19 protein-coding genes and 1 tRNA gene are annotated in these 24,326 nt (G+C 71.9%); 9 read left to right on the top strand and 11 right to left on the bottom strand.

Annotated features, from left to right (window positions below; all coding sequences use genetic code 11):
- Nucleotides 1–14 precede the first annotated feature (14 nt).
- A complete protein-coding gene (locus tag J2S46_RS11125) occupies nt 15–1,097 on the bottom strand; it encodes a hypothetical protein (protein ID WP_191290369.1) in 1,083 nt (360 codons plus the stop codon).
- Nucleotides 1,098–1,372: 275 nt separating this feature from the next.
- Here J2S46_RS11125 and pyk point away from each other — a divergent pair, with 275 nt between their 5' ends.
- The 3 genes from pyk to J2S46_RS11110 all read left to right on the top strand — a co-directional run bounded on the left by pyk (nt 1,373) and on the right by J2S46_RS11110 (nt 3,564).
- The gene (gene pyk, locus J2S46_RS11120) at nt 1,373–2,800 is read left to right on the top strand and encodes a pyruvate kinase (protein WP_191290370.1); all 1,428 of its coding nucleotides are present in this window, start codon (nt 1,373–1,375) and stop codon (nt 2,798–2,800) included.
- A gap of 111 nt (nt 2,801–2,911) precedes the next feature.
- Nucleotides 2,912–3,268, top strand: coding sequence for a type II toxin-antitoxin system RelE/ParE family toxin (locus J2S46_RS11115; RefSeq protein WP_191290371.1), 357 nt, complete (start codon nt 2,912–2,914; stop codon nt 3,266–3,268).
- Entirely contained in the window at nt 3,265–3,564 is a 300-nt protein-coding gene (locus tag J2S46_RS11110; protein ID WP_191290372.1) for a helix-turn-helix domain-containing protein, read from the top strand. Before J2S46_RS11115 ends, J2S46_RS11110 begins: the two co-directional genes overlap by 4 nt.
- Before the next feature lie 124 nt (nt 3,565–3,688).
- Here the strand turns inward: J2S46_RS11110 and J2S46_RS11105 are convergent.
- Nucleotides 3,689–3,761 (bottom strand) — tRNA-Leu (locus J2S46_RS11105).
- A gap of 68 nt (nt 3,762–3,829) precedes the next feature.
- Here J2S46_RS11105 and J2S46_RS11100 point away from each other — a divergent pair.
- On the top strand, nt 3,830–4,519 hold the full coding sequence (locus J2S46_RS11100) for an ANTAR domain-containing response regulator (protein ID WP_370882183.1): 690 nt from the start codon (nt 3,830–3,832) through the stop codon (nt 4,517–4,519).
- 68 nt (nt 4,520–4,587) lie between these two features.
- On the opposite strand, the gene J2S46_RS11095 is transcribed toward J2S46_RS11100, so the two are convergent.
- From J2S46_RS11095 to J2S46_RS11065, 7 genes are all read right to left on the bottom strand, one after another.
- Nucleotides 4,588–5,304, bottom strand: a complete 717-nt coding sequence (locus J2S46_RS11095) for an ABC transporter ATP-binding protein (protein ID WP_191290373.1) — start codon at nt 5,302–5,304, stop codon at nt 4,588–4,590.
- Complete coding sequence (locus J2S46_RS11090) at nt 5,301–6,131, bottom strand: ABC transporter ATP-binding protein (RefSeq protein WP_191290529.1); 831 nt, start codon at nt 6,129–6,131, stop codon at nt 5,301–5,303. The genes J2S46_RS11095 and J2S46_RS11090 overlap by 4 nt, the downstream gene beginning before the upstream one ends.
- An 8-nt stretch (nt 6,132–6,139) precedes the next feature.
- A complete protein-coding gene (locus J2S46_RS11085) occupies nt 6,140–7,960 on the bottom strand; it encodes a branched-chain amino acid ABC transporter permease (protein ID WP_191290374.1) in 1,821 nt (606 codons plus the stop codon).
- A 5-nt stretch (nt 7,961–7,965) separates the two neighbouring features.
- Complete coding sequence (locus J2S46_RS11080) at nt 7,966–8,895, bottom strand: branched-chain amino acid ABC transporter permease (RefSeq protein WP_073921961.1); 930 nt, start codon at nt 8,893–8,895, stop codon at nt 7,966–7,968.
- Nucleotides 8,896–9,007: 112 nt separating this feature from the next.
- Entirely contained in the window at nt 9,008–10,237 is a 1,230-nt protein-coding gene (locus J2S46_RS11075) for a branched-chain amino acid ABC transporter substrate-binding protein (RefSeq protein WP_073921962.1), read from the bottom strand.
- A 287-nt stretch (nt 10,238–10,524) separates the two neighbouring features.
- On the bottom strand, nt 10,525–10,737 hold the full coding sequence (locus tag J2S46_RS11070; protein ID WP_191290375.1) for a hypothetical protein: 213 nt from the start codon (nt 10,735–10,737) through the stop codon (nt 10,525–10,527).
- 345 nt (nt 10,738–11,082) lie between these two features.
- The gene (locus tag J2S46_RS11065) at nt 11,083–11,550 is read right to left on the bottom strand and encodes a PaaI family thioesterase (protein ID WP_073921967.1); all 468 of its coding nucleotides are present in this window, start codon (nt 11,548–11,550) and stop codon (nt 11,083–11,085) included.
- 256 nt (nt 11,551–11,806) lie between these two features.
- On the opposite strand from J2S46_RS11065, the gene polA reads away from it, so the two are divergent.
- The 3 genes from polA (at nt 11,807) to J2S46_RS11050 (ending at nt 16,143) form a co-directional block, all read left to right on the top strand.
- On the top strand, nt 11,807–14,494 hold the full coding sequence (gene polA / locus J2S46_RS11060; protein WP_191290530.1) for a DNA polymerase I: 2,688 nt from the start codon (nt 11,807–11,809) through the stop codon (nt 14,492–14,494).
- A 281-nt stretch (nt 14,495–14,775) separates the two neighbouring features.
- Nucleotides 14,776–15,387, top strand: coding sequence for a DinB family protein (locus J2S46_RS11055; protein ID WP_191290376.1), 612 nt, complete (start codon nt 14,776–14,778; stop codon nt 15,385–15,387).
- Nucleotides 15,388–15,558: 171 nt separating this feature from the next.
- Entirely contained in the window at nt 15,559–16,143 is a 585-nt protein-coding gene (locus J2S46_RS11050; protein ID WP_191290377.1) for a hypothetical protein, read from the top strand.
- A gap of 53 nt (nt 16,144–16,196) precedes the next feature.
- Here the strand turns inward: J2S46_RS11050 and hrpB are convergent, their stop codons facing one another.
- Both hrpB and J2S46_RS11040 read right to left on the bottom strand, forming a co-directional pair.
- Nucleotides 16,197–18,743 (bottom strand): ATP-dependent helicase HrpB, encoded by a 2,547-nt coding sequence (gene hrpB, locus J2S46_RS11045; protein ID WP_191290531.1) that lies wholly within the window; start codon nt 18,741–18,743, stop codon nt 16,197–16,199.
- Between the two features lie 76 nt (nt 18,744–18,819).
- Nucleotides 18,820–19,683, bottom strand: coding sequence for a class I SAM-dependent methyltransferase (locus J2S46_RS11040; RefSeq protein WP_191290378.1), 864 nt, complete (start codon nt 19,681–19,683; stop codon nt 18,820–18,822).
- 456 nt (nt 19,684–20,139) lie between these two features.
- Here J2S46_RS11040 and rpsA point away from each other — a divergent pair, with 456 nt between their 5' ends.
- Entirely contained in the window at nt 20,140–21,630 is a 1,491-nt protein-coding gene (gene rpsA / locus J2S46_RS11035; RefSeq protein WP_073921975.1) for a 30S ribosomal protein S1, read from the top strand.
- 330 nt (nt 21,631–21,960) lie between these two features.
- Nucleotides 21,961–24,276 carry an MMPL family transporter gene (locus tag J2S46_RS11030; RefSeq protein WP_191290379.1) on the top strand — a complete coding sequence of 772 codons (2,316 nt, stop codon included), beginning with the start codon at nt 21,961–21,963 and terminating at the stop codon, nt 24,274–24,276.
- The last annotated feature ends 50 nt before the right edge of the window (nt 24,277–24,326 follow it).

Here is a 24,326-nt window from a genome sequence, read left to right as displayed (position 1 = left end):
CACCGTCACCCCCCTCACTTGCCCTTCGCCGCGTCGACCAGCTGGTTCAGCACCCTGACCGCCGGCACCGGCGCCTGCTGGATCCCCGCCGCCGACAGGTCCGACGCGAAGACCGGTCCGGCCTTCGCGTTCAACGCCGCCCCGAACGCCCCCGGGTCACCCTGCGGGCGGAACCCGTAACGGACAGCCAGCGCCCGCAGCTTGGCATCGTCACGCAAAAGATCGGCCAGCTTCTTGCCGTTGTCCGTCAACCCGACCATCGTGTGGTCACTGGAAACGGTGGTGTCCGGGTACAGCACCACCAGATCCCCGGTCGGCCGCCCCTGCGCCGTCAACGCCGCCACCTGGGACTCGTACACCAGCACCAGCGGACTCCCCACGTTCGACAGGAAATCCTTGAACGGGCCGTCACTGCTGGTCTTCTGGTCACCCTGCATCGCGGTCACCTTGCGGACCAGGTCCTTCACCCGGCCCACCCCCGCGTCGTCCGACACCACCCGCCGCTCGTTCGCCAGGTACGACACCTCCGCCAGGTGCAACGCCCCCGAGGACGAGGTCGCCGGATCCGTCGTCGTCACGTACACCGCGCCCGCCAACTCCGCATGGCCCGCGACATCCTTCAGGTCCGACCAGTTCCGGTCCCGCCGCACGGCGTCCAGATACTGGTCCATCTTGAACGTCCACACACCCGACTCGGCCCTCGCCGCCAGCCCGTTGCTGCGCAACACCTCCGCCACCGGCGCGTGCGCGATCACCACCAGCGGCGAGTAGAACGGCCGCACCGGCTCCCCCGAGACCTTGTGCCTCGCCCGGATCTCCTCCGCCGGCGACAGACTCGCCGGGAACGCGAAGTCGTTGCCGCTCAGATCGGCGTCCGCCATCTGCCACGAACCCGTGGTGATCGCGTCCACCCGCAGGTGCTGCGCCTTCAGCTCCGCGACCACCTCGGGGTCGGCGAAGAACTCCCGCTTCTCGGAGCCGATCACGCCCTTGACCACGGTGATCCCCCCGTCGCCGGCCGGTGCCCGGTGCAGCACCGCGAACAGCACCCCGCCCAGCAGCACCAGCGCGGCGAGCACCCCGCCCACACGTCTCATGGCGAACGTTTCCCCCTTGACCTCGCCCTACGGGATCCCCGTCGGATCCGAAGCGTCCCGCCGGGCCGGGAGCGCGGGCGGAATGGGGGGTGAACCAGGGGTGAACAAGCCTTCACGGAACGGCATCAGAAGCGTCCGCCGGCGGCGGGCAACTCACCCTCACAGCAGCTGAGGTCACGATGTGTCAGATTGTTCAACGAACCTTTCGGCAACGGTCATGAGGCCGACCGATGGAACGTCGTTGTTACGCGCCGGTAATGCCTACGCTCAGCAGTATGCGCCGAGCAAAAATCGTCTGTACTCTCGGGCCCGCCACCGACTCGTACGACCAGATCAAGGCCCTGGTCGACGCCGGCATGGACATCGCCCGATTCAACCTGAGCCACGGCTCCCAGATCGAGCACGAGGAACGCTACCGCCGGGTCCGCAAGGCCGCGGACGAGACCGGCCGCAGCGTCGGCGTGCTCGCCGACCTTCAAGGCCCGAAGATCCGACTCGACACCTTCGCCGACGGGCCCGTACTTCTCGAACGCGGCGACGAGTTCACCATCACCACCGAGGACGTCACCGGCGGCCGGGACATCTGCGGCACCACCTACAAGGGCCTCGCCGAGGACGTCTCGCGCGGCGAGCGCATCCTGGTCGACGACGGCCGGGTCTGCCTGGAGGTCACCCGGGTCGACGGCCCGCGCGTGCACTGCACCGTGGTCGAAGGCGGCCTGGTCTCCGACCACAAGGGCCTCAACCTGCCCGGCGTCGCCGTCTCGGTGCCCGCGCTCAGCGACAAGGACGTCGCCGACCTGCGCTGGGCCCTGCGGACCGGTGCCGACCTGATCGCCCTCTCCTTCGTCCGCAGCGGCCGCGACATCGAGGAGGTCCACCGGGTGATGGCGGAGGAGGGCCGGTTCCTCCCCGTCATCGCCAAGATCGAGAAACCGCAGGCGGTCGACAACCTGGCGTCCATCGTCGACGCCTTCGACGGCATCATGGTGGCGCGCGGCGACCTGGGCGTGGAGATGCCCCTCGAACAGGTCCCGCTCGTCCAGAAGCGCGCGGTCAAGCTGGCCAAGCGCAACGCCAAGCCGGTCATCGTCGCCACCCAGATGCTCGACTCGATGATCAACGCCTCCCGTCCCACCCGCGCCGAGGCCTCCGACGTCGCCAACGCCGTCCTGGACGGCACCGACGCGGTGATGCTCTCCGGCGAGACCTCGGTCGGCAAGTACCCCACCGAGACCGTACGGACCATGGCCCGCATCATCGAGGCCTCCGAGGAGGAGGTGCTCGCCGCCGGCCTCCCGCCGCTGACCACGAGCAACAAGCCGCGTACCCAGGGCGGCGCCGTCGCCCGCGCGGCCGCCGAGATCGGCGACTTCCTCAACGCCAAGTACCTGGTGGCCTTCACCCAGAGCGGCGACACCGCCCGCCGGCTCTCCCGCTACCGCTCGCCGATCCCGGTGCTCGCGTTCACCTACGAGCAGTCCGTCCGCAGCCAACTGGCCCTCACCTGGGGCATCGAGACCTTCCTCGGCCCCTTCGCCCCCACCACGGACGAGATGGTCGAGCAGGTCGACGCGGCCCTGATCGGCCTCGGCCGCTGCCGGAAGGGCGACATCGTCGTCATCACCGCCGGCTCCCCGCCCGGCCTGGCCGGCTCCACCAACCTCGTCCGGGTCCACCACGTCGGGGAACTCGACAACTGATCCGGACTTCGTACAGGCGTACGCGGGCGGCATCCCCTATCGGGGGAGTGCCGCCCGTTCGCTGCGTCCGAGAGGCGGTTTCTGCCCTGGCGAGTTCATACCATCCGTGTTATGACTTGGGGAGAAGTAGAACTGGAACCCGAGGTCCGGGACTGGATCCTGGGACTTGCGCAGGATGGCCAGGAGACCGTTGCCTTCTACGTGGACCTGCTCGAAACGCGTGGAGTACTGCTTGGCGAACCTCACACGAGGCAGCTCGATGGCAAGCTACGGGAGCTTCGTTTCCATCTGGTCGAGCTGGACATGCGGGTGACGTACTGGATTGCTCCCGGGAGGCGAATCATCTTGTTGACGGTGTTCCGCAAGACGCGGATGCGTGAGGCCGCCGAGGTTGATCGGGCAAGGCGGGCGATGCGGCGGTGCATCGCGGAACAGCACACACTCGACGAAGAGGAGCGGACAGCATGACCGAACGCACGTCATGGCGTGAGATGCGCGAGGGGATCCTGGGTCGGCCGGGCGCGGGTGCGGCCTACGAGGCCGCCAGGATCAGGTTCGAACTCGGCGAAACCGTGCGGTTGCGCCGCGAGGCACTCGGTATGACCCAGGCGCAGCTCGCAGCGGAGGCCGGAATGCAGCAGCCGGCGGTGGCCCGCTTCGAGGCGGGTGGGACGATGCCGACCATCGTGGTGCTGGAGCGGCTGGCGCTTGCCCTGCAGATGAGGCTCACCGTTGAGATGGAGCCGCTGGAACGGGCTTCCTGAACGGGGGCCCTCGGACGGGTGAGTCCACTGCGGTGTGCATGCCGTGCCGCGGCTCGTTCCGAGCTCTCACCCGAAGGTATGAAGATCGACTGCTGCCCCGTAGGCCTTCAAATCGAAGGAAAAGTACCCCGGGTGGGATTCGAACCCACGCTGGATGGTGTTTGAGACCACTGCCTCTACCGCTGGGCTACCGGGGTATCCGCTGAATCGAAGATGGCCCCCGACCCCGCGAAAACAAACATACCGCGTCTGGGTAGGCTCGTGCATGCAGTACCCCGCCGGAACGAGGAGCCCCGTGAGCACCGCCGACGAGCAGCCTGAGCCGCTTGAGACCTATTCGTCCCAGATCACCCGGATTGTCATCGCCGAGGACGAGGCGCTGATCCGCCTCGACCTGAAGGAGATGCTCGAAGAAGAGGGTTATGTCGTCGTCGGCGAGGCCGGCGACGGTGCGACGGCGCTGAAGCTGGTCGAGGAGCTCCGGCCCGACCTGGCGATCCTGGACGTCAAGATGCCCGTCCTGGACGGCCTGTCGGCCGCCGAGCAGATCCACGCCGCGCACCTGGCGCCCGTCCTGATGCTGACCGCGTTCTCGCAGCGCGAGCTGGTCGACCGGGCCAGGGACGCCGGCGCGATGGCGTACATCGTGAAGCCGTTCAGCAAGAGCGACCTGGTGCCCGCGATCGAGATGGCGGTCTCCCGCTACACCGAGATGCGGACGCTGGAGGAGGAGATCGCCGACCTCACCCAGCGCCTGGAGACCCGCAAGCTGGTGGACCGCGCCAAGAGTGTGCTGCAGACGAAGTTCGGGCTGACCGAGCCGGCCGCGTTCCGCTGGATCCAGAAGACCTCGATGGACCGCCGGATGACCATGGCCGCCGTCGCGGAGGCCGTGATCGAGGAAGGCGTCGCGCAGGACAAGAAGAAGGCCGAGGAGGCCGCCCCCGAGGCGTGACCGGGGGCGGCGCAGCGCGAAGGGGCCCGGTCCAGGTGGACCGGGCCCCTTCGCGCGCCGCCGGGGTGCTAGTCCTCGCCGAGGTAGGACTTGCGGACGGATTCGTCGTTCAGCAGGTCGGCGCCGGTGCCGGTGAGCACGATCTGGCCGGTCTGCATGACGTAGCCCTGGTCGGAGAGCGAGAGCGCCGCCTGGGCGTTCTGCTCGACGAGCAGGATGGTGGTGCCGGAGGCCTTGAGTTCGACGATGGTCGCCATGATCTTCTGCATCATGAGCGGGGAGAGGCCCATCGAGGGCTCGTCGAGCATCAGCAGCTTCGGCTGGGACATCAGGGCCCGCCCCATGGCGAGCATCTGCTGCTCGCCGCCGGAGAGGGTGCCGGCGGCCTGCTTGCGGCGCTCGCCCAGGATCGGGAAGAGGCCGTAGGCCCGCTCGACGTCGGCGGTGATGCCCGCCTGGTCCTTGCGGAGGAAGGCGCCGAGGAGGAGGTTCTCCTCGATGGTCATCCGGGGGAAGATGTGCCGGCCCTCGGGGGAGTGGGCCAGGCCCAGCGACACGATCTTGTGCGCGGGGACGGTGTTCAACGGCTGCCCGTCGAAGCTGATCTTCCCCGCGGTCGGCCGGAGCAGACCGGACAGGGTGCGCAGCGTGGTGGTCTTGCCGGCGCCGTTGGTGCCGATGAGGGTGGTGACCTCGCCCCGGTTGACGGTGAAGCTGATGCCCTTGACGGCTTCGATCTTGCCGTAGGAGACGCGGAGGTTCTCGACCTCGAGGAGCGCGGTCACTGGTCGGCCTCCGTGCTGGCTGCTGCGCCGGTGCCTTCGAGCGGGGCACCGAGGTAGGCGGTGATGACGCGTTCGTCGTTCTGGACGGTTTCGCGGTCGCCTTCGACGATCTTCTGGCCCTGGACGAGGACGGCGGTGCGGTCGCAGAGGTTGAAGATGAACCGCATGTCGTGCTCGATGACCAGGATGGCGATGCCGCGGTCGCGGATGGCGAAGACGAGTTCCTCGGCGGCGCGGGTCTCCTGGGGGTTCATGCCGGCGGTGGGCTCGTCCAGGAGGAGCAGGCCGGGGTCGCTGGCGAGGGCGCGGGCGATCTCCAGCTTGCGCTGCTCGCCGTAGGGGAGGTTGCGGGCGAGGTGGTCGGCCTTGGCGGCGAGGCCGGTGAACTCCAGGAGTTCCATGGCCCGGTCGTGGCTCTCGGACTCGGCGCGGCGGTAACCGGGGCCGCGCAGGATGGCCGAGAAGAGGCCTTCCTTGGTGCGGCTGTGGCGGCCGACGAGGACGTTCTCCAGGACGGTCATGTTGGCGAAGAGCCGGATGTTCTGGAAGGTGCGGGCGATGCCGGCCTGGGTGACCCGGTGGGGCTTGGGCGGCAGCAGGGTGCCCTTGTAGCTGACGGTGCCCTCGGTGGGGACGTACAGGCCGGTGAGGCAGTTGAAGAAGGTGGTCTTGCCGGCGCCGTTGGGGCCGATCAGACCGATGATCTCGCCTTCGGAGACGGTGAGGTCGACGTTGTTGACGGCGGTGAGGCCCCCGAAGCGCATGGTGACGCCGCGGACGTCGAGGAGGGTGGTCCCGGCGGGGGCCGGGGCGGTGGTGGTGGTCATCTCGGTGTTCACGCCCCTGCCTTGGTGAGAGGTACGGCGTCGTCCTCGGGTGCGGATTGTGCGGGGATCACCGGCTCGTGGAACTCCAGCTGGTTGCGCCGGTTGGCGATGAGGCCCTCGGGGCGGATGCGCATCAGGATGATGAGGGCGACGCCGAAGGCGAGGAGCTGGTAGTTGGAGAGGAACTCGAGCTTCTTCGGGATCAGGAAGAGCAGGGTGGCGCCGACCAGGGGGCCGCTGATGGTGCCCATGCCGCCGAGGATGACCGCGGCGAGCAGGAAGGCCGAGTTGGGGGGCAGGGCCTCGGCGAAGGTGTACTGGTCGGGGGTGACGGTGTAGCTGACGTGGGCCTGGACGGTGCCGGCGAGGCCGGCGAGGCAGGCGCCGAGGGCGAAGGCGAGGAGCTTGAGCCGGAAGCCGTTGATGCCCATGGCCTCGGCGGCGGTCTCGTCCTCGCGGATGGCGACCCAGGCGCGGCCGATCCGGGAGTTGCCGACGCGGGCGAAGACCAGCACGACGACGGCGGTGATGATCAGCATCAGCAGGTAGTAGTTGGAGAACCGGCCGAGTTCGATGCCGCCGACCAGGTGCTTCTTGCCGAGGTCGAAGCCGAGGATCTGCAGGTCGGGGATGCGCGGGATGCCGTTGGACCCGTTGGTGACGTTGGGTCCGGTGGTTCCGTTGAGGTTGTTCATGGTGATGCGGAAGATCTCGCCGAACCCGAGGGTGACGATGGCGAGGTAGTCGCCGCGCAGCCGCAGGGTGGGGGCGCCGATCAGGACGCCGAAGACCATGGCCGCCGCTGCGCCGGTGAGCGCTGCCGCCCAGAAGGGGAAGGCGACGTGGATGGGCGAGGCGGGGGAGCCGGAGACCAGGGCGGCGGCGTAGGCGCCGACGCCGAGGAAGGCGACGTAGCCGAGGTCGAGCAGGCCGGCGAGGCCGACGACGATGTTCAGGCCCAGGGCGACGGTGGCGAAGATGAGGATGTTCGCCGCGACGGAGGTGTACTGGTCGCTGGTCTGGGTGAACGGGAAGGCGGCCGCGGCGGAGAAGGCGGCGCCGGTGGCGACCGGGCGGTGCTTGACGGTGAGGGCGCGCAGGCGCTGCAGCAGGCCGGTCTTGGCGAGTGCCGCGACGGTGAAGCCGGTCAGGATCAGGTAGCCGGTGAAGAGTTCGCCGTACTCGGTGTCGATGCCGAAGGTGATGGCGAACAGGCCGATCGCGAAGGCGGCGATGATCAGCAGGACCTCGACCCAGGAGGGCAGTTCGCGGGCCGGGGGGAGCTTGCGCTCGATCTTGGCGAGCCGCAGGGTCCGGGTGATCAGGTGGTGCACCGGGTAGCCGATGCCGGCGGCCAGCAGCCACCGGTAGTCGGGCTTGCCGAGGCTGTCGGCGGTCCGGCGGTCGAGCGGCAGGCCGAGCGCGCCGGTGACGGCGAGCAGCGAGGTGAGCCCGGCCAGCCAGCCGCCGGGTTCGAGGTTGGCGAGGCCGCCGAGGTCGACCGCGATGGCGATGATCGCGAACCAGCTGACGGCGGCGGTGCCGAGGGCGGCCAGCAGGATGCCGTTGTTGCCGCCGGCGGGGCTGGTCCAGCGCAGGCCGGGGATGCCGTAGCGGGCGAGGGTGAGGACGGCGGTGATCAGGCCACCGATGAGGGTGAGCCACTGGAGGCCGGCGGGGGAGCCGTAGAAGGTGAGGTCGCCGGGGAAGTCGGCGGTCCAGGTCCAGGCGGTGAGGGCGGTGCCGGCGGTGGCGACGGCCGCGAGGACGGTGAAGACCCGGGCGGCGCGCTCCGGCACGGGGATGACCGGGGTGATCTCTGTGGTCATGGTGGTCACGCCCTGTCCGCGACGCGCTCGCCGAGCAGCCCCTGGGGCCTGACGAGGAGGACGACGATGAGGAGTACGAAGGCCCAGACGTCCTTCCAGGCGCCGCCACCGAAGAGGTGCATGCCCGGGATGTGCTGGACGTAGGCGGTGGCGAGGCCTTCGGCGAGGCCGAGGGCGAGGCCGCCGAGCATGGCGCCGTAGATGTTGCCGATGCCGCCGAGGACGGCCGCGGTGAACGCCTTGAGGCCGAGGATGAAGCCCATCCGGAAGTCGACCTGGCCGGTGCGCAGGCCGTAGGCGACGGCGGCGACGGCGGCGAACGCGGCGCCGATGGCGAAGGCCATCACGATCACGCGGTCGGTGTCGATGCCCATGAGCTTGGCGGTGTCGGGGTCCTGGCTGGTGGCCTGCATGGCGCGCCCGGAGCGGGTGCGGGCGACGAACCAGCCGAGGATGAGCATGCAGATCGGGGCGGCGATGATCAGGAAGATGTCGCTGCGCTGGATCGTGACGGAGGCCAGCTCGAACGGGTCACCGGGGATCTTCGGGAAGACCCGGGCCTTCTTCGCGTCGGGGTAGAAGGAGAAGACGAGCTGCTGGAGGACGATCGAGAGGCCGATCGCGGTGATCAGCGGTGCGAGGCGGGGGGCGCTGCGCAGCGGCCGGTAGGCGAAGCGTTCGGCGCCGACGGCGACCAGGGTGGACACCAGGATGCCGGCGATCAGCATGAGGGGTATGGCAAGCCAGAGGGTGGTGCCGCCGGGCAGGGCGAGGTAGGCGGTGAGGGCGCCGAAGCCACCGACCATGAAGATCTCGCCGTGGGCGAAGTTGATGAGCTGGACGATGCCGTAGACCATCGTGTAGCCGATCGCGACGAGGCCGTAGAGGGCGCCGAGAATCAGGCCGTTGGCCAGCTGTTGCGGTAGATCGTGCACCGCTGGGCCTCCGTTGTGCGTTGTCCGCGTGGGTGGGGGATGTGGGCGCGCGCGGGGGCACTCGTGGCGCCCCCGCGCGGGTGGTTCGGTTGGTACTGCCGGCTGGTGCGGGTCAGCCGGCGAAGGTGCCGGACTTCTCCACGGCCCACTTGCCGTCCTTGACGGCGTAGACGGTGAGCTGCTTGTTGGTGGTGTCACCGAACTCGTCGAAGGAGACCTTGCCGGTCACGCCGTCGAAGGAGATCTTCTGGACGGCCTCGACGACCTTCTCGCGGGGCTTCTCGGGGAGCTTGCCGCCGTTGGCCGCGACGACGGCCTTGACGCCCTGGATGATGGCCCAGGCGCTGTCGTAGGAGTAGCCGCCGTAGGTCTCGTAGGCGTCCTTGTAGCCGGCGGCCTTGTAGTCGGCGATGAACTTCGCGGCGGTCGGGAGCGCCTCGACGGGCAGGCCGACGGCGGTCGCGAGGTCGCCCTGGCTCTTCGGGTTGAGCTTGATGAAGTCGCCGCTCTGGATGCCGTCGCCGCCCATCAGCGGGATGTTGGCGCCGGCGTCCTTCAGCTGGAGCGAGAGCGGGCCGGCCGCGGGGTACTCGCCGCCGTAGTAGACGGCCTCGGCGCCGGAGGCCTTGACCTTGGTGGCGATCGCGCTGAAGTCGCGGTCGTCGGGGTTGACGTGCTCCTCGCCGACGATGGTGCCGCCGAGCTTGGTGTACTCGCCCTTGAAGGTGGCGGCGAGGCCGGCGCCGTAGGTCTTCTGGTCGTCGATGAGGAAGACCTTGGTCTTCTTGGCGTCCTTGAAGAGGTACTGGGCGGCGAACGGGCCCTGCACGGCGTCGGTGGTGGCGGTGCGGAAGTAGGACTTGAAGGGGCGGGCCTTGGTGCCGGTGGCCCACTTCTCGCCCTGGGTGAGGGCGACGCCGGTGTTGGCGGGGGAGATCTCGACCAGGTTGGCGTCGTTGAAGATCTGCTGCATCGACTGGGCGACGCTGGAGTTCAGCGGGCCGACGACGCCGATCACGGAGTTGTCGGCGACGAGCTGGGTGGCGTTCTGCTGGCCGGGGGCCGGCTTGGCGGTGTCGTCCAGGGCCTTGATCTGGAACTTGACGCCGGGGACCTCGTTCTTCTCGTTGGCCTGCTTGATGGCGAGGTCGACGGAGTTCTTGATCCCGAGGCCGAGGGCGGAGAGGTCGCCGGTGAGCGGGGCGTCCACGCCGATGGTGACGGTGGTGGAGGCGCCGCCGGCGGTGTCGCCGGCCTTCTTCTCGTCGCGGGAGCCGCAGGCGGAGAGGCTGAGCGCTCCGATGACGGCGATGCTCACGACAAGCGCTGAACGATGACGCACGAGGGTCCCCTTCTGTCAGGAAGCACGGCGCCTGAAGTGGCGGGTGCCGGGTCGCGCGCTGGGGCCAGGCCCAATCCGGTGGCGCGGTGACTGGCCGTGACTCTAGATGCCCGTGGGCGCCTCGTGGAGGGGTGTGGGCAGGCTGTGATTCTCTTGTTATGCGTATCGCGGGCCGGTGTCTCAGGATGTGGCGCTTCTCGGCCGTCCGAGCCGGTGCTACCGGGGGGTATCTCGTGTGGTGATCTGATGTAAGGCTCAGAAGTGCAGGTGACTGCTGGTGTGTCCGCTTACCGGACGTCACTGTCCGGCGCACTGGCCCCGGGCACATGCGTCCGGATATCGGACACGGGGTGGGCGGCGCGCTGTTTTTCGGCGAGGTGGAAGGCGTGGTGCGGGTCGAGGTGCCGGCGGGCGGCCCGGATTGCCTGCATGTTACGCAGCGTTACATCCAGGAACGGAAGCCCGGTCTCCGCAGGCATCGTGGGGCGGTCGGTGGCCACGGGCCGGGCTCCCGCCTCCACGGGCTGACCGGGGGTCACCCGCGGCGGCGGGGCCCCGGCCGGGCCGACCGCGGGCCCTTGCCGCGGCCCGGGGTCGCGCCCCAGCGTCCGCGGCGGCCGGCAGGCCTGCGGGCAAAGGCGTCTGACGCCGGGTCGGGCGCCGGTGGCGGCGGTGCACCGGGCCCGTCGCGGGGGCCGCCGGGGCACGGCGCGGCCGCCCACCGTGCCCGCGCCCTGTTCCGGACATGCCGACGCCCCCTTGTCTGGACCAAGGGCCTGCCCGGGTGGGGCAGTTGCCAAACGCCATGGTCGAACAAGAGGGCGACAGGAGGGGACGGGGCAGTGCTACAGGTCGCGCAGCATGCAGGTCAGCCGGCAGCTGGTGATCCGCCGGCCGGTGTCGTCGGTGATCGCGATCTCGTAGGTGGCGGCGGTCCGCCCCTTGAAGACCGCCGTCGCCACCCCGGTGACCAGGCCGGTGGTGGCCGAGCGGTGGTGGGTGGCGTTCAGGTCCACGCCGACCGCGTAGCGTCCCGGGCCGGCGTGCAGCATCGCACCGATCGAGCCCAGCGTCTCGGCCAGCGCCGCCGAGGCGCCGCCGTGCAGGAGCCCGTACGGCTGCTGGTTGCCCTCGACCGGCATGGTGCCCACCACGCGGTCCCCGGAGGCCTCGACGACCTTGATGCCGAGCCGGTCGCCGAGGTGGCCGCCGGAGAAGGTGGAGGGGTCGACGCCGAGCTTGGCGAAGTGGTCCAGGACGTCCTGCGGGACGTCCAGGACGGGGGCCGGGTCGGTGGGGGCAGCGTCGGTCATGGGAGCTCCTGCCGGTCGGGGGTCACGTCATCGTGCTGCTGTGATCGTACGACCGCCCTACCCGGCGGTAGCGGCCGCGCCCGGCGGTGTCGCGGCGCCCCGCCCCCGCCCTCGTCCTCGCGTCCGTTTGTCGGTGGCGGGCCATAGGATCGGTGACCGGCAGTGGAATCGGCAGGAACGGGACGTTGACGTGGCTACGCAGAGTACGGGTAAGGGCGCGACGGGTGGCGACGGGGCCGGCCCGCGGCCCCGGCTGATGCTGCTCGACGGGCATTCGATGGCCTACCGGGCCTTCTACGCACTGCCCGTGGAGAACTTCAACACCTCCACCGGCCAGCCCACCAACGCGGTGTACGGCTTCGCCTCGATGCTCGCCAACACCGTGCGGGACGAGCAGCCGACCCACCTCGCGGTCGCCTTCGACCTCTCCCGGCAGACCTTCCGCTCGGCGGAGTTCCCCGACTACAAGGCCAACCGCGCCAAGACGCCGGACGAGTTCAAGAGCCAGGTCGGCCTGATCGGCGAGCTGCTCGACGCGATGAACGTCCCGCGGATGACGGTCGAGAACTTCGAGGCCGACGACATCATCGCCACCCTCGCCACCGCCGCCGCGGCCGAGGGCTTCGACGTCGACATCGTCACCGGCGACCGGGATTCCCTCCAGCTGGTGAGCGAGCGGGTCACCGTGCTCTACCCCACCAAGGGCGTCTCCGAGCTGACCCGCTACACCCCGGAGAAGGTCGCCGAGAAGTACGGCGTCACCCCCACCCAGTACCCCGACCTCGCGGCCCTGCGCGGCGACCCGTCCGACAACCTGCCCGGCATCCCCGGCGTCGGGGAGAAGACCGCTGCGAAGTGGGTCAACCAGTTCGGCTCCTTCGACGAGCTGATCGCCAACGCCGACCAGGTCAAGGGCAAGATCGGCGAGAAGCTCCGCGAGCACCTCGACTCGGTCAAGCGCAACCGCGTCCTCACCGAGCTGGTCCGTGACGTCGAACTCCCGCTCACCGTCGCCGACCTGCAGCGCACCGCCTTCGACCGGGAGGCCGTCGGCCAGCTGATGGAGTCGCTGGAGTTCCGCAACAGCAACTTCCGCGACCGGATCTTCGGCATCGACCCCGGCGCCGCGCAGGAGGCCGCCGAGGCCGAGGTCGCCCCCGGCATCGAGGTCGACGGCGACCTGCTCACCGAACCCGGCGCACTGGCCGGCTGGCTCGCCGAGCACGCCGCCGGCGCCGCCGACCCCGTCGCGCTGGCCGCCGTCTACACCTGGGGCCAGGGCGAGGGCAGCGTCCAGGAGGTCGCGCTGGCCGCCGGCGAGGCCGCCGCCTGGTTCGACCCGGCCAAGCTCGGCGAGCAGGACGACACCGCCTTCACCGCCTGGCTGGCCGACCCGCGGCGCCCCAAGGCCCTGCACATCGCCAAGCAGGTGATGCGGGCCTTCGCCGAGCAGGGCTGGCAGGTCGCGGGCGTGGTCGCCGACACCGCACTCGCCGCCTACCTGGAGAAGCCCGGCCGGCGCACCTTCACCCTGGAGGTGCTCGCCGAGGAGTACCTGTCCCGCTCGCTGGCCCCCGCGGCCGCCGCCGAGAGCGGCCAGCTCAGCTTCGACGCACCGGAGGAGGACAGCACCGCCGGCGCCCGCGCGCTGATGGTCCAGGCCCGGACGGTGCTCGACCTCGCCGCGCTCTTCGAGCCCCGCCTCGCCGCGGCCGGCGCCACCGAGCTGCTCCGCGACATGGAGCTGCCGATCGCCGCCCTGCTGGCCCGGATGGAGCGCACCGGCATCGCCGCCGACCGCACCTGGCTGACCGGCCTGGAGTCGCAGTTCGCCACCGAGATCCAGCGGGTGGTGGAGGAGGCCCACGCCGCCGCCGGCCACGAGTTCAACCTCGGCTCGCCCAAGCAGCTCCAGGAGATCCTCTTCGGCGAGCTGGCACTGCCCAAGACCAAGAAGATCAAGACCGGGTACACCACCGACGCGGACGCCCTCACCTGGCTGGCCACCCAGACCGACAACGAGCTGCCGGTCATCCTGCTGCGCCACCGCGACCAGGCCAAGCTGCGCACCACCGTCGAGGGCCTGCTCAAGACGGTGTCCCCGCAGGGCCGGATCCACACCACCTTCAACCAGATGGTGGCCGCCACCGGCCGGCTCTCCTCGCAGGACCCGAACCTGCAGAACATCCCCGTCCGCACCGAGGAGGGCCGCGCGATCCGCCGGGCGTTCGTCGTCGGCGAGGGCTACGAGTCGCTGCTCACCGCCGACTACTCCCAGATCGAGCTGCGCATCATGGCGCACCTCTCCGAGGACGAGGCCCTGCTGGAGGCCTTCGCCGGCGGCGAGGACCTGCACACCACGGTCGCCTCCCAGGTCTTCTCCGTCGAGCCGGCCGCGGTGGACGCCGAGATGCGCCGCAAAATCAAGGCGATGTCCTACGGCCTGGCGTACGGCCTCTCCGCGTACGGGCTGTCCCAGCAGCTCGGGATCAAGCCGGGCGAGGCGCAGGGCCTGATGGACACCTACTTCGAGCGCTTCGGCGGGGTCCGGGACTACCTGCACCGGGTGGTGGAGGAGGCCCGCGCCACCGGTTACACCGAGACGCTGCTGGGCCGCCGCCGGCACCTGCCCGACCTGAACAGCGACAACCGCCAGCGCCGCGAGATGGCCGAGCGGATGGCGCTGAACGCCCCGATCCAGGGCTCGGCCGCCGACATCGTCAAGATCGCCATGCTGAAGGTGGACGACGCGCTGCGGGAGGCCGGGCTGGCCTCCCGGATGCTGCTCCAGGTGCACGACGAAATCGTCCTGGAGCTGGCTCCCGGCGAGCGGGAGCGGGTGGAGGCGATCGTCCGCGAGCAGATGGCCGGCGCGTACCCGCTGCGGGCCCCGCTGGACGTCTCGGTGGGCGTAGGCCCGAACTGGGAGAGCGCCGCGCACTGACCGCCCCCGCCGGCCGGCCCGGCCGAGCGCCCGACCGACCGCGCCGCCGTGCAGCCCGCCGCCCCGTCCCCGGTTCGCCGGGGGCGGGGCGGCGGGCTGTCCGGAACCGGCCTGCAATGTCTTGCGGAAAGTTTCCGAAATATATTTCACCGAACCGTTGACGCCACGGAGCCCAGGCGGAAGGGTCGTCACGGGCACTTCGAGCCGTCGCCGCACCCCGCGCCGCAGGGGCCGTACGAGACCGGAGACCCCACCCACCACGGACAGAAAGGCGCCACCGCATGCCTGGACACGCCCCGCCGGTCGCCGACGAGCGCGCAGCACTGCTCGCCTTCCTCACCCAGCAGCGCCAGCTGCTCCGCGTCACCGCGCACGGCCTCACCGAGGAGCAGGGCTGGGCCACCCCGTCCGCCAGCGAGCTGAGCATCGCCGGTCTGATCAAGCACGCCGCCCGCTGCGAGCGCGGCTGGATGAAGCTCGTCCTGGGGATCTCCACCGCCCCGCAGCGCGCGGCGGACGAGTCGGACGCCCCCGAGTTCCTGCCCGCGCCCGGCGAGACCCTGGCGGGCCTGCTGGCCGACTACGAGCTGGCCACCGCGGAGACCGACGCGGCCGTCGCCGGCATCGCCGACCTCGGCCAGGGCGTGCCCGTCCCCCGGGGCGTGCCGTGGTTCCCCGCCGACGTGGAGGAGTGGTCGGTGCGGTGGGTGCTGCTGCACCTGATCGAGGAGACCGCACGGCACGGCGGCCACGCCGACATCATCCGCGAGAGCCTGGACGGCGCCACCCTGTACCCGCTGATGGCGGCGGCCGAGCGGTGGCCCGACCCCTGGTTCGAGCCCTGGGAGCCCGCCGCGCCCGCGGCATCCGCACCCGCCGCGCCGGTCGGCTGACTCCGGCGGACCGTCAGAAGCCCTGCCGCCCAAGGCGGGTCAACCGCGGCCGTCCGCACGGGACGGCTCCGCCCCGGGGCGGTGATCATCCGGCGGCGGGCGGGCAGTAGGCTCCGGCCGGTCCCGCCCGCACACCGGTTCGGCGGGCGGTCGTGGTCGGAGGCGGACGGTATGGCCGGGCTGGACGAGGACGGGCTGGACACGGGCGAGTCGGGCAAGGGCGGGCCGGCCGGACGGCGGGCCCGGTGGTGGGCGGCGGGTGCCGTGGCGGCCCTGCTGCTGGCCGGCGGATCGGCCTGGGCCCTGGCGGGCCCGGGATCGGCGACCCCGGCCGCGCCGACGGTCTCCCGGCCGTCCGACGTGACGGCCCCGCTGCCCGCGACGCCGTCCGGTGCAGCGCCGGGGACGCCGTCAGCGGCCCCGGCCGACAGGCCCCTGGCGGCGCCCGCGGTGACACCCCCGGCCGAGCCCTCGTCCTCGCCGAGCCCGGCCGCGGCCCCCGCGCGTCCGGCGGCCGCCCCGAGCGCCACCAGGGGCCCGTCCCCGAAGGGCGGCGCGACCCGCCGGCCGGACCCGACGACGGTCTCCCCGCTGCCCTGCGGGACCACCTGCGGCACCGGCCGCGCGGTCGAGAACCCGAACTGCGTCCGGAGCCCGGAGACCGGCCAGATCCTGACCTGCGACAAGGTGCAGACCGGTACTCCGCTGCCCCGCCCGCCGGCCCCCGCGTTCACCCCCGGCAACGTGCCTGGTTGACGGGACGACACGTCGGGGTGACGGCCCGCCGGACGGGTGCTGCCGACCGCGCGTCAGGTGCGCGGGTTCAGCCGCCGGGTGGGCTCGGCGACCGTCGGGTCCTCCGGCCAGGGGTGGCGCGGGTAGCGGCCGCGCAGCTCGGCGCGGACGGCGCGGTACCCCTCCCGCCAGAAGTTCGCGAGGTCGCCGGTGACGGCGGCGGGCCGGCCGGCCGGTGAGAGCAGGTGGACGGTAAGCGGGGCCCTCCCGTCGGCCAGCGCCGGCGCGGCGGCCCAGCCGAACAACTCCTGCAGTTTGACGGCCAGGACGGGCCGGTCCCCGGTGTAGTCGACCCGGATCCGGGAGCCGGAGGGCACCGTGATCCGCTCCGGGGCCAGTTCGTCGAGCCGCCCGGCCTCGCCGCTCGCCCAGGGCAGCAGGCGCTGCAGGGCGGCGGCGGTGTCGATCCGCTCCAGGGCGGAGCGCCGGCGGGCCCGGGAGAGTTCGGGCTCCAGCCAGTCCTCGGCCGCGGCCAGCAGGGCCCGGTCGCCGACGTCGGGCCAGGGCGCGCCCAGGGTGCGGTGCAGGAACCCGAGCCGCTCGCGCAGCGCCACGGCCGCGGGCGGCCAGCTGAGCAGCTCGCCGACGCCCTCGCGGGCGAGCCCGTCCAGCAGGGCGGCCCGGACCAGTGCCGGGTCGGGGGCGGAGAGCGGTGCGGAGGAGAGTTCCAGCGCGCCGAGCGACTCGACCCGGCGGGCCGTCAGTTCGCCGCGCCGGCCGCCGGGCGGTGTCGCCCAGCGGACTTCGGCCCGGCCGGTCAGCAGCGGCGCGCCGGCCAGCCGGGCGGTCTCCTCGTCGAGCGCGGCTGCGTGCAGGATCCGGGCCGAGGGCGCGCCGGCGGGCCGGTCGGCGACGGCCACCGCGAGCCAGGGCAGGCCGGTCAGCGCGGTGCCGGGGGCGGTCTCGGCGGCGGTGCCCGAGGCCATCAGGTACGGGCTGCGGGTGCCGGGTTCGGGCTTCTCCACCCGGGCCCGGGCGATCCGTTCGGGGAAGGCCAGCGCGACCACCAGCCCGGCCGCGGTGGCGTCCGGGAGTGCTGTGGGGGGTGTCTCGTCCAGGCTCCGGCGCAGCCGCCGGGACTCCTCGCGCCACCGGCCGGCGTAGGGGTCGTGGCCGCCGCGGACGGTGCGCCAGACGGCGCCGAGGTCGTCCCCGAGCGCCCGCGGCGGCTCCTCGGAGAGCAGCGCGACGAGTTCGGCGGCCCGCCGGGAGCCGACCAGCCGCGCGCCGTCGAGCAGCGCCCGGGCGAGGCGCGGGTGCAGGCCGGTGCGGGCGATCCGGGTGCCGCGGGGGGTGGCGCGGCCCTGGTCGTCGACGGCGCCTAGGGCCTGCAGGGTCTGCCGGGCGGCGGCCATCGCCCCGGCGGGGGGCGGGTCGGGCAGGGCGAGGCCGTGCGCGTCCGGGTCGCCCCAGCAGGCGGCCTGGAGGGCGAAGGAGGTGAGGTCGGCGAGGGCGATCTCGGGGGTGGGGAAGGGCACGGCGAGGGCGTCCTCGGCCTGGTGCCAGCAGCGGTGGACGACGCCGGGCGCCTCGCGGCCGGCCCGGCCGGCCCGTTGCCGGGCGGCGGCCAGCGAGGCCCGGACGGTCACCAGCGCGGAGAGGCCGCGGGCGTGGTCGGTGCGCGGTTCGCGGGCGAGCCCGGAGTCGACCACGATCCGCACCCCGGGCACGGTCAGCGAGGACTCGGCTACCGAGGTGGCCAGGACGACCCGGCGCCCGGCGCCGGCGCCGAGCGCGGCGTCCTGGACGGCCTGCGGAGCGCGACCGTGCAGCTGGAGCACCTCGGCGGGAACGCCGGCGAGCAGCCCGGCGACCCGGGCGATCTCGCCGACGCCGGGCAGGAAGCAGAGCAGGTCCCCGTCCCGCTCCCCGAGGGCGCGGCGGACGGTGGCGGCCACGTGTTCGAGCAGCAGTGGGTCCGTGCGGGTGCCCTGCGGGGGGCGCACGGCGCGCGGCGGGGGCGCCTGGAGGATCTCGACGGCGTGCGAGGTCCCGTGCGCCTCGACCACCGGGGCGGCCCCGCCAAGGTCGCCGAGCAGTCGCGCCCAGGCCTCGGTGTCGGAGGTCGCGGAGGCGCAGACCACCCGCAGCTCGGGCCGCAGGGTGGCCCGGACGTCCAGCAGGAAGGCCAGTGCGGTGTCCGCGTCCAGGTGCCGTTCGTGGCACTCGTCCAGTACCACCGTGTCCACCCCGGCCAGCTCGGGATCGCGCTGGAGCCGCTGCAGCAGCACGCCGGTGGTGACCACCTCGACCACGGTGTCCGGCCCGGCGCGCCGTTCGCCGCGGATCGTGTACCCCACCCGGCCGCCTGGCTGCTCGCCGAGCAGCCAGGCCATCCGGCGGGCGGCCGCGCGGACGGCCAGCCGGCGCGGCTCGGCCACCAGCACCCGGTGGGCCGGCCCGGGCAGCCCGGGCACCAGCCCGGCCAGCGCGAGCGGCACCAGGGTGGTCTTGCCGGTGCCGGGCGGGGCGGCGAGCACGGCGGCGCCGCCGGCGGCCAGTGCCCGCTGCAGCGCGGGGACGGCCTCGCGGACCGGCAGGTCGAGCCAGGCGGGGTTCAGCGGCGCCGGGGAGCCGGTGGCCGGGGGTCGCGGGCCGGCGCTGCCGCGGGTCGAGGGGGTGTCCGTCACGGCCGGGTCAGTCCCGCTGCGAGACGAAGATCGCGGTGCCGGGGAAGAGCCGGCCGCGCAGCGGGCTCCAGCCGCCCCACTCCTGCTCGTGCCCCTCGGGCCACTCGGGCTCGACCAGGTCGAGCAGGCGGAACCCGGCGCCGGTCAGCTCCCGCACCCGGTCGCCGAGGGTGCGGTGGTGCTCGACGTAGGTGGCGCGCCCCTGCTGGTCCTGCTCCACGTACGGGGTGCGGTCGAAGTACGAGGCGGTGGCGGTCAGTCCCTCGACGCCGGGCTCGTCGGGGAAGGCCCAGCGGATCGGGTGGGTGACCGAGAAGACCCAGCGGCCGCCGGGGCGCAGCACCCGGTGCACCTCGCGCATCAGTTCCTCGGTGTCGGCGCTGAAGGGCACCGCGCCGTAGGCCGAGCAGGCCAGGTCGAAGGAGCCGTCCGCGAACGGCAGCACGGCCGCGTCGGCCTGGACGACGGGGACGACCGGGCCGCCGCGCCCGAGGTCGATCCGGCGGGAGTGCTGGAGCTGGCGGTAGGAGATGTCCAGGGCGACCGGCCGGGCGCCGCGGGCGGCGAGCCAGCGCGAGCACTGGGCGGCGCCCGCACCGATTTCCAGGATGTCGGCGCCCTTCCAGGCGGCGGGGTCGCCGAGCAGCCGGGCCTCGCCCTCGTCGAGGCCCTCGGGGCACCAGGTGAACCGGTCGTCGCCGAGGAACTCGCCGTGCTCGTCCTGGTATTCGTCCGCGTTGCGGTCCCACCAGTGCCGGCTGGCCCGGCTGCTCTCGCCGGCCTCGGCCGACCGCCGGAGGGCGTCGTCGTCGTCCTCGTCCGGCAGCGTTCCGGATGCCGGTTCGAGCAGAGGATCAGGGGTGGTGGCCAAGGTGGTAGTGCCCGTCGCGTAGGGTGTCGTCTGCGGAAAGCGCCGCTGCTCCAGAACTGTTCCGTACAGGTCAGGTCGGGAGTGGTGGCATCCGGGGAGCGGGCCCCTGCGGCTGCCACCCTGCACACCGGCTCAGGCCGGGGTGTTCGGGGCGCGGTTGCGAGGATATGGCCTGATCCACACCGGCCTCCACCGTCTCGCCTTCGTTGGCGTTGACCGTGCCTGGCTGTCCCCGTATGCTACAAGTTGCGCTGCGGGCCTGCGCGCCTCGGACGGAGCAGGTCGCGCTCGCATCTGTCGAAGACCCCACGGTCGCAAGACGGACACCGGTTCTCGGATTTTCTGGGAAACACCGGTGCGCCGTGCCTTTGGCTGTCCGGCTTTCGGTGGGAGCGATACGGGCCCTCCGCGTGGCATTACCTACGACTTCATGTCCGTACCGGAGCCCTTTTCCTAATGACGAGCCCCACCGACTCCTCCCTCAGCACCACCCCGCAGGTTGCGGTCAACGACATCGGCGACGCAGAGGCCTTCCTCGCGGCGATCGACGAGACCATCAAGTACTTCAACGATGGCGACATCGTCGAGGGCATCATCGTGAAGGTCGACCGTGACGAGGTCCTCCTCGACATCGGTTACAAGACCGAGGGCGTCATCCCGTCCCGCGAGCTCTCGATCAAGCACGACGTTGACCCGCACGAGGTCGTCAAGGTCGGCGACGAGATCGAGGCCCTGGTTCTCCAGAAGGAGGACAAGGAGGGTCGTCTGATCCTGTCCAAGAAGCGCGCGCAGTACGAGCGCGCCTGGGGCACGATCGAGAAGATCAAGGAAGAGGACGGCATCGTCACCGGTACCGTCATCGAGGTCGTCAAGGGTGGTCTCATCCTCGACATCGGCCTCCGTGGCTTCCTGCCGGCCTCGCTCGTCGAGATGCGCCGCGTCCGCGACCTCCAGCCCTACGTGGGCAAGGAGCTCGAGGCCAAGATCATCGAGCTGGACAAGAACCGCAACAACGTGGTCCTGTCCCGCCGTGCCTGGCTGGAGCAGACCCAGAGCGAGGTCCGCCAGACCTTCCTCACCACCCTGCAGAAGGGCCAGGTGCGCTCCGGCGTCGTCTCCTCGATCGTCAACTTCGGTGCCTTCGTGGACCTGGGTGGCGTCGACGGTCTCGTTCACGTCTCCGAGCTGTCCTGGAAGCACATCGACCACCCGTCCGAGGTCGTCGAGGTCGGCCAGGAGGTCACCGTCGAGGTTCTCGACGTCGACATGGACCGCGAGCGCGTCTCCCTGTCGCTGAAGGCGACCCAGGAGGACCCGTGGCAGCAGTTCGCCCGTACGCACCAGATCGGCCAGGTCGTCCCGGGTAAGGTCACCAAGCTGGTTCCGTTCGGTGCGTTCGTCCGCGTGGACGAGGGCATCGAGGGTCTGGTCCACATCTCCGAGCTGGCCGAGCGCCACGTGGAGATCCCGGAGCAGGTCGTCCAGGTCGGCGACGAGATCTTCGTCAAGGTCATCGACATCGACCTCGAGCGTCGCCGCATCAGCCTCTCGCTGAAGCAGGCCAACGAGTCGCTCGGTGCCGACCCGGCCTCGGTCGAGTTCGACCCGACCCTGTACGGCATGGCTGCCTCGTACGACGACCAGGGCAACTACATCTACCCGGAGGGCTTCGACCCCGAGGCGAACGACTGGCTGCCCGGCTTCGAGAAGCAGCGTGAGGAGTGGGAGCGCCAGTACGCCGAGGCGCAGACCCGCTTCGAGCAGCACCAGGCCCAGGTCATCAAGAGCCGTGAGGCCGACGCCGAGGCCGCTGCCGAGGGTGGCGACGCTGTTGCCGCCGCCGCCGGTGGCTCGTACTCCTCCAGCAGCGACGAGGGCTCCGGCGCTCTCGCTTCGGACGAGGCGCTCGCCGCACTGCGTGAGAAGCTGGCGGGCGGCCAGAGCTGAGCTCTCGCCCCCACTGGTCCCGGCTCGGCCCCGTGCTGAGCTGAGCGCCGGCTGACATGAACCCCCGCCCGGGGAACCGGGCGGGGGTTCATGCGTTGGTGCGGGCCGCGGCCTCCGGAGGCCGGCCGGTGCCGTGGGTCAGTGGGTCAGTGGGGCCGTGGGGCCGTTCACTTATGGGTTCATTATGTGAGGGAATTTTGTGATGAGGGGCTCATCGCACCCCTATGGGCCTTTCATCCCTTAGCGCCTACCTTGGGTTGAGTTGCCCGATCGGGCCCTCACCCGGCCCCTGAAGCAAGGCACCCCCCGCATATGCGCCGTAGCTCCGCAGTGACCACCGACGTTCCTGCGTCCGACGTTCCGGCGTCAGGCGATCCCGAGGTGGGCGGCCGGCTCGCCGCCCTGGGGCGGTTCTGCTTCCGGCACCGGCGCTGGGTGCTGGGCCTGTGGGCCGTGGTCCTGGTGGTCGGCGTGCTGATCGGCGGGCGGGTGTTCGAGGGTACCGTCGCCGGCGCCGCGGGCAGCTCCGAGGCCGACCGCGGGTCGGCCGCCGTCACCGCCGCCGACCCGGCCAAGGGCTCGGTCACCGCCGTAGTGGACGGCGTACCCGTGGAGGACCAGGCCGTACGGGCGGCCGTCACCCGGGCCACCGCCGAGATCACCGCCCTGCCCGGCGTCGCCTCCGTCACCGACACCTACGGGCCGGCGGCCGGTTCCGGCCCCGCCCAGCGCTCCGCCGACGGCAACGCGAGCCTGGTCACGGTCCGGATGACCGACGGCAGCAGCAACGCCCAGCTCGGGGCCGTCACCCAGCGGCTCTCCGGCATCGCCGCCGACGGCGCCAAGGTCACCGTCGGCGGCGACCTGGTGCTCCAGCAGGAGGTCAAGAAGCAGACCGAGCGGGACACCCGGTTCGGCGAGATCGTCACCCTGCCGCTGACCCTGGTGGTGATGGTGCTGGTCTTCGGGGGCCTGGCCGCGGCCAGCCTGCCGGTGATCGGCGCGGTCGCCTCGGTCGGCGGCGCCCTGCTGGCCATGTTCGGCTTCAGCAAGATCATGGACATCGACACCAGCGTGCTGCCGATCGCCACCGTGCTCGGCCTCGGGCTCTCCATCGACTACGCGCTGCTGATGGTCAACCGCTTCCGGGAGGAACGCGGCCACGGCGCGGGCATCGCCGCCGCCGTGGAGCGCACCTCCGCGACCGCCGGCCGCACGGTCGCCTTCTCCGGGCTCACCGTGGCCGTCGCCCTCTCCGGCCTCTTCGTCTTCACCAGTCCGGTGCTGGCCGCGGTGGCCGCGGCCGGGGTGAGCGTGGTGGTGATCGCCGTCGCGGCCGCCCTGACCCTGGTGCCGGCCCTGCTCGGCTTCGCCGGGCGGCGCATCAAGACCCCGACGGCGCCCGTCCCCGACGAGGGCTTCTTCAGTCGCACCGTACGCCGGGTGCGCAGGAAGGCCGTGCCCGTCGCGCTGGCCTGCACCGCCCTGCTGGTCGCCGCCGGGGCGCCGTTCGCCGGCGCCGAGATGCGCAACTCCGGGGCCGCGGTGCTGCCGGCCTCCTCGGCCGGCCGGCAGGTCGCCGAGGCCGTCGACCAGCGGTTCCCGCAGGTCGCGCCGGCACCTGTCACCGTGGTGGTCCGCGGCGGCGCGGCGGTGGCGCAGGCCTACGCCGACGACGTGGTGGCCGGGCTGCCCGGCGTCGCCGGCGTCCGGGCGGTCACCCCGGTGGGCGAGCAGCTCAGCACCGTCGACGTCCTGGTGCACGGCGACCCGCAGGGCGCCGCCGCCAAGCAGGTGGTCAAGGAGCTGCGCGCCGAGCGCGGCGGGCTCACCACCTACGTCACGGGCGGCGCCGCCTCGGTGGTCGACTTTCAGCACGAACTGCTGACCCGCGGGCCCTGGGCGCTCGGGCTGGTCGCGATCGGTACGCTGATCCTGCTCTTCCTGATGACCGGCTCGGTGGTGATGCCGGTCAAGGCCCTGCTGATGAACCTGCTGTCGCTGGGCGCCTCGCTCGGCGCGCTGACGCTGATCTTCCAGGACGGCTGGTTCAGCGGATTCCTCGGCTTCAGCCCGGTCGGCGGCCTGGAGACCTTCATACCCGTCCTGGTCTTCGCCTTCGCCTTCGGGCTCTCGATGGACTACGAGGTCTTCCTGCTCGCCCGGATCAAGGAACTCCGGGACCGCGGGTACAGCTGCACCCGCTCGGTCGAGCTGGGGCTGCAACGCAGCGGGAAGATCATCACCTCGGCCGCCCTGCTGATGGTGATCGTCTTCGCGGGCTTCGCCGCCGGCGACATGCTGATGGTCAAGCAGATGGGCATCGCCCTGGCGGTGGCGGTGGCCGTGGACGCCACCCTGGTCCGCTGCCTGCTGGTGCCCGCCGCGATGACCCTGTTCGGCGAGTTCAACTGGTGGGCGCCGGCCCCGCTGCGCCGACTGCACCGCCGCTTCGGCCTCAGTGAGCACACCGAACTGCCGCCGATCGCCGCGGCCGTGCTCCCGGCGCAGCGCGGTCCGGCCCACGAGCCGGCCGAGATCCAGGCGCCGGCCGAGGTCGAGGCGCCGGCCGAGGCCGCCGCGCCGGGCCGGACCGACGGGCCGGTGGCCGCCGAGGGTCTGGTCGGAGCGGTGACCGAACGCTGAGAGGGACCGCCGGGCGGCGGCCCCGGCCTCCCGCCGAGCCCGGAGCCCGG

It is taken from the genome of Kitasatospora herbaricolor (genome assembly GCF_030813695.1).
GTDB lineage: Bacteria > Actinomycetota > Actinomycetes > Streptomycetales > Streptomycetaceae > Kitasatospora > Kitasatospora herbaricolor.
Note: the sequence above shows the minus strand (reverse complement) of the source record. Positions and strands in the feature narration are given on the sequence as shown.